At 58.7% G+C, this 8,294-nt stretch carries 7 protein-coding genes and 2 pseudogenes; 7 read left to right on the top strand and 2 right to left on the bottom strand.

Features of this window, described 5'->3' with window-relative positions; all coding sequences use genetic code 11:
- The first annotated feature begins 68 nt into the window (after positions 1-68).
- From FJV80_RS32715 to FJV80_RS32750, 7 genes and pseudogenes are all read left to right on the top strand, one after another.
- On the top strand, positions 69-785 hold the full coding sequence (locus FJV80_RS32715) for an alpha/beta fold hydrolase (RefSeq protein WP_063169392.1): 717 nt from the start codon (positions 69-71) through the stop codon (positions 783-785).
- Positions 786-1,476: 691 nt separating this feature from the next.
- Positions 1,477-1,563 (top strand): annotated as a pseudogene (locus tag FJV80_RS32725) (helix-turn-helix domain-containing protein); the annotation flags it as partial.
- Between the two features lie 273 nt (positions 1,564-1,836).
- Positions 1,837-3,318 carry a nitrogenase cofactor biosynthesis protein NifB gene (gene nifB / locus FJV80_RS32730; protein WP_063169393.1) on the top strand — a complete coding sequence of 494 codons (1,482 nt, stop codon included), beginning with the start codon at positions 1,837-1,839 and terminating at the stop codon, positions 3,316-3,318.
- A gap of 29 nt (positions 3,319-3,347) precedes the next feature.
- Positions 3,348-3,542, top strand: coding sequence for a 4Fe-4S binding protein (locus tag FJV80_RS32735; RefSeq protein WP_024505232.1), 195 nt, complete (start codon positions 3,348-3,350; stop codon positions 3,540-3,542).
- A gap of 85 nt (positions 3,543-3,627) precedes the next feature.
- The gene (locus tag FJV80_RS32740) at positions 3,628-3,948 is read left to right on the top strand and encodes a nitrogen fixation protein NifZ (RefSeq protein WP_024505231.1); all 321 of its coding nucleotides are present in this window, start codon (positions 3,628-3,630) and stop codon (positions 3,946-3,948) included.
- Positions 3,945-4,157 (top strand): putative nitrogen fixation protein NifT, encoded by a 213-nt coding sequence (nifT, locus tag FJV80_RS32745; RefSeq protein WP_024505230.1) that lies wholly within the window; start codon positions 3,945-3,947, stop codon positions 4,155-4,157. The genes FJV80_RS32740 and nifT overlap by 4 nt, the downstream gene beginning before the upstream one ends.
- Positions 4,158-4,191: 34 nt before the next feature.
- Positions 4,192-5,085, top strand: coding sequence for an SIR2 family protein (locus tag FJV80_RS32750; RefSeq protein WP_024505229.1), 894 nt, complete (start codon positions 4,192-4,194; stop codon positions 5,083-5,085).
- Positions 5,086-5,392: 307 nt separating this feature from the next.
- On the opposite strand, the gene FJV80_RS32755 is transcribed toward FJV80_RS32750, so the two are convergent.
- Both FJV80_RS32755 and nifA read right to left on the bottom strand, forming a co-directional pair.
- Complete coding sequence (locus FJV80_RS32755) at positions 5,393-5,959, bottom strand: sugar O-acetyltransferase (protein ID WP_024505228.1); 567 nt, start codon at positions 5,957-5,959, stop codon at positions 5,393-5,395.
- A gap of 464 nt (positions 5,960-6,423) precedes the next feature.
- Positions 6,424-7,467 (bottom strand): annotated as a pseudogene (nifA, locus tag FJV80_RS32760) (nif-specific transcriptional activator NifA); the annotation flags it as partial.
- Between the last annotated feature and the right edge of the window lie 827 nt (positions 7,468-8,294).

Consider the following 8,294-nt stretch of genomic DNA (forward strand, 5'->3'; position numbering starts at 1 on the left):
GACAATGTCCGGCCATCGTGCCGGATGGCAGCCACAACGGCCGGTGAGCAAATGGAACGGCACAATCCATGATAAAGACGTATGTGCTAGTGCATGGTGCCTGGCATGGCGGATGGTGTTGGCGGGACGTCGCCGCCAATCTTCGCAAGATGGGATGCCACGTGACCACGCCTACCCAGACAGGTGTCGGCGAACGCGCACGTTTGCTGTGCAAGGACATCACGCCCGACACATTCGTGACCGACATCGTCAACCACATTGTAACGGAAGAGCTGAGCGATGTGATCCTTGTCGGTCACAGTCTAGGCGGCATCAGCATCACCGGCGCCGCCGACCGGATACCCGACCATATCAGCCATCTCGTTTATCTCGACGGCGCCATCGTCGAGAGCGGTCAAAGTGTATTCAGCACCATGCCCCCCGACATCGTCGCCGCCCGTCGAAAATTGGTTGCGGAGGAAGGACGGGGTATCTTCATGCCGACTCCGCCGCCAACAGCATTCGGCACTCCCGAGGGACACTCGCTCACGGACTGGGTGCGGCGCCGGATAACACCGCATCCGGCAGGCACCTACGAAAGCGGACTTAAGCTCGAGCACCCGCTCGGCAACGGCAGACCCCGAACCTATGTCGTCTGCACTAATCCACTCCACCCGCCGATGGCGGGAGCGCGAGAATGGGTCGCGAAGCAGGATGGCTGGGCGTGGCAGGAACTCGCCACTGGCCACGACGCAATGATCCTCGCGCCGACGGAAGTTGCTCTCCTTCTTAGCGCTGTCGGCTGAGGAACCAAGTAGGGGGAGCGGCGGCCGATTCTCAGGCCGTGGCCTTGAGCTCTGGTGCAAGGATGTAGGCCCAACGGGTCGTTCCGGTGGCGCCACCGAAACCACTAGGCGGGAGTGGCCTGTCCTGCCGACGTCGCAAGCTTGCGAGCGTTCCGCCGCGGCCGCAGCCCGTAGCGCCGGGCAACCTCCGAGATCACCGCGTCGGCTCCAGGGTCTCGGAGATGACTCCGTGCCTTGTCGTCCATCGACCAATGCCGCCGACCAACAGCGCCGTTGATCACCCTCGAAAACGCCGAGGCTGCCGCTCAGGGTCAATCGTAAGTTCAAGTTCAGACACAAGCCGATCTCCGATCCACCTCAGAATCGGCAGGCCCACAGATCGCGGGTCCTCCTGGAAGGACACAGCGCTTACCCTTGAAATATGGAGAACCATGGCTTTGCGCCGTCGGCAGTTGAGCTGATCTCGCAATGCTATTTCCCCGGCAACGTCCGCGAGCCGGAGAACTGCGTGCTTGGCGTTCTCCTCTGGAAGGAACCAATCTTTCGGAACGTGGCAATGTCATCGACGAGCTCTCACGGGCCAGCACGATGCCGGTTCGGCGCATCGGCGCCCGCCTGAACACGAGATGGCCACTTGCGATTCTAACGATACGGCCGGACGGGGGCTGGGACCGCGGCGGACGAAGCGTGACGGCTGATCGACACAATGGAGAAGGCCGGCTGGGTTCAGGCTAATGCGGCTCGAATTCTCGGCCTCAAGCTGCGACAAGTCGGCTAGGCGATACGCCGGCATAGTATCGAGGTGAAGGAACTTCTAAGAGCCTGATGAGCCAATCGTCAGGCCAGTGGTCTTGCGCGCCCTGTGCGCGACAAGGAGTGCTTCGTGCTTCTGAACGGATTTGGACTTGCACTGTCGCAAGCAGGACAAAATTGTGTCGCGCCGGCCTGACACAATGCGATATCGACCCGAATAGTGAACTGAAGCCGCTTTTTTCAGTTGGTATGGCTCTTGCACCTTGAACCGCGACGTTACCAGCAACGGAGCCGTTTGATGTCCTCACCGACAGTTTCGATTGAGGGGCCGACTAGCACGACATCCGAGGGTCTTCTGGCAGCCGCGAAATCCGGTGGCTGCGCATCGTCTTCCTACGGCTCGTCGCCGACCAGCCCGGGCGAAGAGGATCCGGCTATTTGGGAAAGGATCAAGGATCACCCCTGCTTTTCGGAGGAAGCGCATCATTATTTCGCGCGTATGCATGTGGCGGTCGCGCCGGCTTGCAATGTCCAGTGCAACTATTGCAATCGCAAATACGATTGCGCCAACGAGAGCCGGCCTGGTGTTGTGTCTGAGAAGTTGACGCCCGACCAAGCGCTACGCAAGGTCATCGCCGTTGCCAACAAAGTTCCGCAGCTTTCGGTTCTTGGCATCGCTGGGCCGGGGGATGCCTGTTACGATTGGGAGAAAACGAAGGCAACGTTCGACCGCGTCATCAGGGAAATCCCCGACATAAAGCTGTGCGTCTCCACTAATGGGCTCGTGCTGCCGGACCATGTCGCCGAGCTTGCCGAAATGAATGTTGATCACGTGACGATCACCATCAACATGGTCGACCCGGAAGTCGGCGCGAAGATCTATCCATGGATCTTTTATGAAAATCGCCGCTACTTCGGCATCGAAGCCGCTCGAATCTTGCACGCGCGGCAGATGCTGGGCCTGGAGATGCTGAGCGCGCGCGGCATCCTCACCAAAATCAACTCGGTGATGATTCCTGGAGTGAACGACCAGCACCTGTTTGAGGTGAACAAAATGGTCAGGGAGCGGGGCGCGTTTCTGCACAACGTGATGCCTCTGATTTCGGACCCGGCGCACGGTACCCACTACGGACTCATCGGGCAGCGCGGCCCAACGGCAACGGAGATGATGGCTCTTCAGGATCGACTTGAAGGTGGCGCCAAGTTGATGCGCCACTGCCGGCAGTGCCGGGCAGATGCTGTCGGCCTGCTCGGTGAAGATCGTGGCCAGGAATTCACGCTGGACGGTATTCCCGACGATGTCGCCTACGATGCTGGCAAGCGTCAGGCCTATCGGCAGGTGGTCGCACACGAGCGCCGTGATCATGAGGCGGCGAGGAGCGAGGCCATCGGTATGGTCAAGGCAACAGACTCCGAAAAGTCGCTTCTGGTTGCGGTGGCCACTAAGGGAGGTGGACGGGTCAACGAACACTTCGGCCACGCGAAGGAATTCCAGGTTTATGAAGTCTCGCCTAGAGGGATCAGCTTGGTCGGGCATCGGAAGGTCGAGCGGTATTGCCTCGGAGGCGGGGGCGAAGACGCCATCCTCGAGGGCGTCATCGCAGCGCTCGAAGGCATACACATAGTGCTATGCGCCAAGATCGGAAATCGCCCGAAGGAACAACTCTCGCGAGTTGGACTGCGCGTAACCGACGCCTATGGCCATGACTACATCGAGACCGCAGTCAGCGCACTTTACGCGGCAGAGTTTGGGATCAGACCACTAGCGGCGACGGCCTGAGCCGTCTCGTCCGATAACCAGGAGTTAGAATGGCTTTAAAGATCATCGCATCCCAATGTACCCAATGCGGGGCCTGCGAGTTCGAATGTCCTTCGGAAGCGATCAAGTTCAAGGGCGACGCCTATGTGATCGATCCAAACAAGTGCACCGAATGCAAGGAGGCCTTCGATACGCAGCAATGCGTGTCGGTCTGTCCGGTACCGAAAACCTGCGTTCCCGCTTGATTCCTACCGAAACGGTCGGGTTCGCCGCACGACGACGCCTGCAACCCGCGACCACAACAAAAGCCTCGAGAAAGGAATGGACAGCATGTGGTCCAGACGCGAACAGGAGGTCGAAATCGGCAGACCGCCACGGTTCATGCAGGGTGAGCGGGTCCGTGCGATACGCCACATAAAAAACGACGGCACCTATCCCGGCAAGGAGATCGGCGAAAACCTCGTGCGGAAGGGCGACGAAGGCTACGTGCGCGACATTGGAACCTTTCTCCAGCAATTCTTCATCTATGCGGTCGAATGGATCGATCGTGGCACGGTCGTCGGCATGCGAGCGCGCGAACTCATTAGCCTCGACAAAGTCGAGGTTCCCTGCGGAGCTGAAGGCATTTCCAACGGGGGAACAGCCGGATGAAAGTAATGATTCGCAGGACCGCTACTGGCTTGTCGGCTTATGTCCCCAAGAAGGATCTCGAAGAGCCGATCACCGAGATTGAGAACGCTGACTTATGGGGCGGGACCGTGACGCTCAGGAACGGTTGGCGGCTCATGCTGCCCGACCTTCCGCGCGACACGCGTTTGCCGATCACCGTCGAGGCGATGAAGATTTCCGACGGGGCCTGATGCCGGTGGGTTCAGTGGCGGAGAGGAAACGCGTATGAACACGATGCTGAGCTGGGACCATCTCGTCGTCGTCCGGGGCAGTTTTGCCAAAAAACTGATTGACCTGCTGAACGGCGCTCTCAAGGCCGATCGAGTGATCCCCTATCTCGGTCCTGGTCTTCTGCAGCTTAACCCACCGGAATCCCCTGTACCTTGCACCCCTGAAGATGTCGCCGCGGCCCTCAACAAGCGGGCGCCTGCCCCTTCCAGGATTCGCACCAATATGTGGTCGGTCGCGCAGTTTATCGAGCAGCGCCGACATCGTCGGACTCTCCAAGCGTGGATGGCGGAGATATTCGCAGCCCCCGCCGAGCCGACCGTTCTTCACGCCTGGCTCGCAACCCTTCAACTGTCTGTCATCATCGACAGCTGGTACGATGGCGCCATGCGAGCAGCCCTTGCAGAGGCCGGCCAAACAGACGTTGTCGAGATACAAGGAACGACGCGCGCGACCGGAATCGGTAACATCTGGACGAGAACTTACGATTTGTCAGGAACAGAACTCGAGGCCGAACAAGTGGCTAGGACGGTGCTCTATGCGCCGCACGGCAGCGTCAGGCCGGCGGCAAACTTCCTCGTGGCTGATTCCGATTACGTCGAAGTCCTAACCGAAATTGATATCCAGACGCCGATCCCGGACGCGGTGAAGCAACGGCGCGTCAACCGGGGTTTTTTCTTCGTGGGCTGCCGCTTCAACGATCAGATGCTGCGCACATATGCCAGACAGCTGATGAAGCGCTCCACTGGCCCACATTTTGCGGTGATCGATTCGGCTACGCTGACCAGAAACGAACGTCGTTTCCTTGCCGAAGGCGCAATCACGGTCATCGACATGCCGATCCGCAACGCCGCGGCTCGCCTCGTCGGGGTCGATGCTAGCCAGGATTAATGGCCGGCGATTGCTGGTGAGTCGCTGCTTGCCTCCAAGGGCGAAAACTCAGTTGGGAATACATTCGTGAGCAGTAATGCTAGTGGCAGCACAACGTAGGCTCTGAATTCGTTGGGCCATGTGAAAGGGTCCGCTGCTGCGGGACGTGAGCACGTTGCGGCGGCATTACGCACATGATCTTGTGACCCCCGTGGCAAAAGAACTGAAGCGCCCGAGTCGCGACAACATATGCAGCGCTCAATGGCTTCGACAAAAATTCGGCACAGTTTCGACAGTTCGCATGCACCTCCAGGGTCAACGAGGTTGATTATGCCTGTTTATGTGGGTCGGCCACGCGAGCAGGAATTCCCACTACCTTTGCCCCGGCGGGAACATCTCGTGTGACCACGCAGCCAGCGCCTACCACTGCATTATCACCAATCGTGACGCCAGGCAGAATGATTGCTCCACCGCCGATCCAGACACGGCTGCCAATGTGAACAGGACGCCCGACCTGCAGGCCGGCCTGCCGCTGCTCGGCATCATGTGGATGATCGGCGGTATAAATCTGCACAGCAGGCCCAATTGCCGTTCCTTGCCCGATTTTGACCTCTACCACGTCAAGAATAACGCAGTTGAAGTTGATGTAGGCATTGGCTCCAATGCGGATATTGAATCCGTAGTCGCAAAAAAAGGGCGGACGGATGACCGTTCCGCGCCCAACCTCTCCCAGCCGCTCGGACAAAAGCTCATGCCAATGCCCCGTGGTCTGCCCCAGCGTATCATTGTACCGCTTGAGCCAAGCCCCGGTTGCCAACAGGTCAGCTTGGATCTCCGGATCCGCCGCATTGTAAAACTCGCCTGCGAGCATCTTTTCTTTTTGGCTACGCATCATAGTCTCCCGTCAGGTCGTGTCCCGTACAGTGATGCAGGAACGCACATCAAACTGCCTCGGCAACTTTGTAACTCGATCTTGCCGGGCGCGCGGTCGGTCACGAGCCGGGGCGACAGTTTCGTCTCGACCAACTTCCAAGAATTTGGATATCGGAGATCAACCGGTCGCAGGGGCCAATACCTGACGAAGTCGGCAACTGTCCAGCGGTCGAACTCACTTTCATGCCCATCTCAGATTGCGTGATATCGAGCGGTAAGCCATCAGCTAATGTATCGACCAGGTCCCGCCAGAGGATTACTCCTTTTTAGTTTGTCAGTCGCAGAGCCCCAGTACGACTGGTGGTAGAAAGCACACGGCCGGAATCTTGGCAGCGCTGTTCACACCCACTTCGTAAGCCTGGCCGATGGGCTCGGCGCCAGAGCACCAATGCTTGACCTGCTCCAGCTCTTGCTCGGCGGGTTGTTTCAGAGACGCTTGATCTCGATACCGCGTTTTCTCAGCACGTAGCCGATCTGGCGCGGGGTCAAACCGAGCAGGCGCGCCGCCTTTGCCTGCACCCAGCCACACTTTTCCATGGCAGCAATGACCGTATCGGCATCGGGCACCCTACCACGAGTCGTGGCAGGGCCTATCGGCGCTTGCCCGTCGCCGACGGGCGGGGCGGCACAGGCGGCGGAAGGCTCGATCGTAGTCGACTTCTCTGACGTCGGCTGTCCGTTCTTCCACAGCGCCGCGGCCAAGCACTGATCCGCGTAACAGGCAAAGTCAGTTCTGAGGATTGATGGACCCGTCGCCAGAACTGCCGTCCGTTGAACGCAGTTTTCGAGCTCTCGGATGTTACCTGGAAATTCGCAGTTCATTAGCACCTCAATCGCTTCGGGAGCGAAGGTCAGCGTGTGATCATTCTCAGTATTGAAATTCTTGAGAAACTGAGCGGCCAAGAGCGGAATATCACCTCGCCTTTCGCGCAATGCCGGCACGCGTAAAGTGACGACGTTGATGCGATAATAGAGGTCTTGCCGGAACTCCTTGCGTTGAACTGCCGTTTCCAAGTCCCTGTTCGTTGCGGCAATCACGCGAACATCAACTTTAATGGTGTGGTTGCTGCCGACGCGCTCAAACTCCTGCTCCTGCAGGACACGCAGCAGCTTAGCCTGGAACGAACCTGATATTTCGCCAATCTCGTCCAGAAACAATGTGCCTTTGTCGGCAGCCTCAAAGCGCCCCTTGCGCAAACTGCTCGCGTCGGTGAAGGCACCCTTCTCATGACCGAACAAGTCAGATTCCAGAAGCGTCTCGGTGAGCGCCGCGCAATTGACCTTGATGAAGGGCTGCTTGGCGCGAGGCGAGAGCTCGTGAATGGCTTTGGCAACCAGCTCCTTGCCGGTTCCGGATTCACCTCGCAACAGGACCGTAGTCTTCGCCTTGGCCACCTTGACAAGGTGCTCACGCAGCTTGCGCAGCGCCTGACTATCGCCAAGCATCTCCTTGCTGATCTTTTTACGTTCCATTTGGCAGCCCATCCCACTCCGCCACCCGCCGGTAGAACTGCACTGGACGGTGAGCTGTGTTGTATTTCGCCATCATCATTCTCGATCTCACCTTTGTTGCTTCGAAATTTCCGGCGCGCGGACCCCCTCGGCAAATGGCAATGGCGCCTGAGCATCGTTGTCTTTCACCAGGACGAGCGTCTTCTCCTCCGTGCGGGCGCCCGCAATATGCGCGCTTGTTTGCGCAGGCCTTTACTCGACCGGTCGCCGTTCTGTCCGGCTTCTGCCGCACCGCAGCCTGCAAACCCATCCTTGACAAGAAAGGAGGGGAGTCAATCGAGCTCTCCTTGCATTCGTGCAAGGAAAATTGTCAGTTTGATAGAATTCTATCAAAACGGCAGAAACGCCCCGCCCCCAATTTGGCTGTACCTGCGGCGTTCAGCTTACGTGACGACATGTGCGGACTTGTCCCAATTGCCGTCCGAGTTGTGCGGGAAACAGTAGCCGCTGCGCTGTTCGCTTCAACCGCGTGATGCCGCTGACAGTAGAGGCGGCGGCTCGTCGAGCGAGGCTTCATTGTTCGGCTACTAAAGCGGCTGTGCTTTGGTGGGAGTTGGTTTCGCCCAAGTTCTGGGCCTGGGGGCGTCTAGCCCGTTTCGCCGCACAGGCTCCTCCCACATCGTCGAGGCCGAGAAGGAGGGACCCCACAGCCCTCCCTGTATCACAATGCCCCGCCCCTCAAGCAGCTAGATACGACAGGTGACCTCGAATGAGGCGTCTTGCATGGCTTCTACACCTGCCTGAATGCCAGAACTGCGTTCGTACCGCCCATGGCGAAGGCGTTG

It is taken from the genome of Mesorhizobium sp. WSM4310, from assembly GCF_007003935.1.
Classification (GTDB): Bacteria; Pseudomonadota; Alphaproteobacteria; order Rhizobiales; family Rhizobiaceae; genus Mesorhizobium.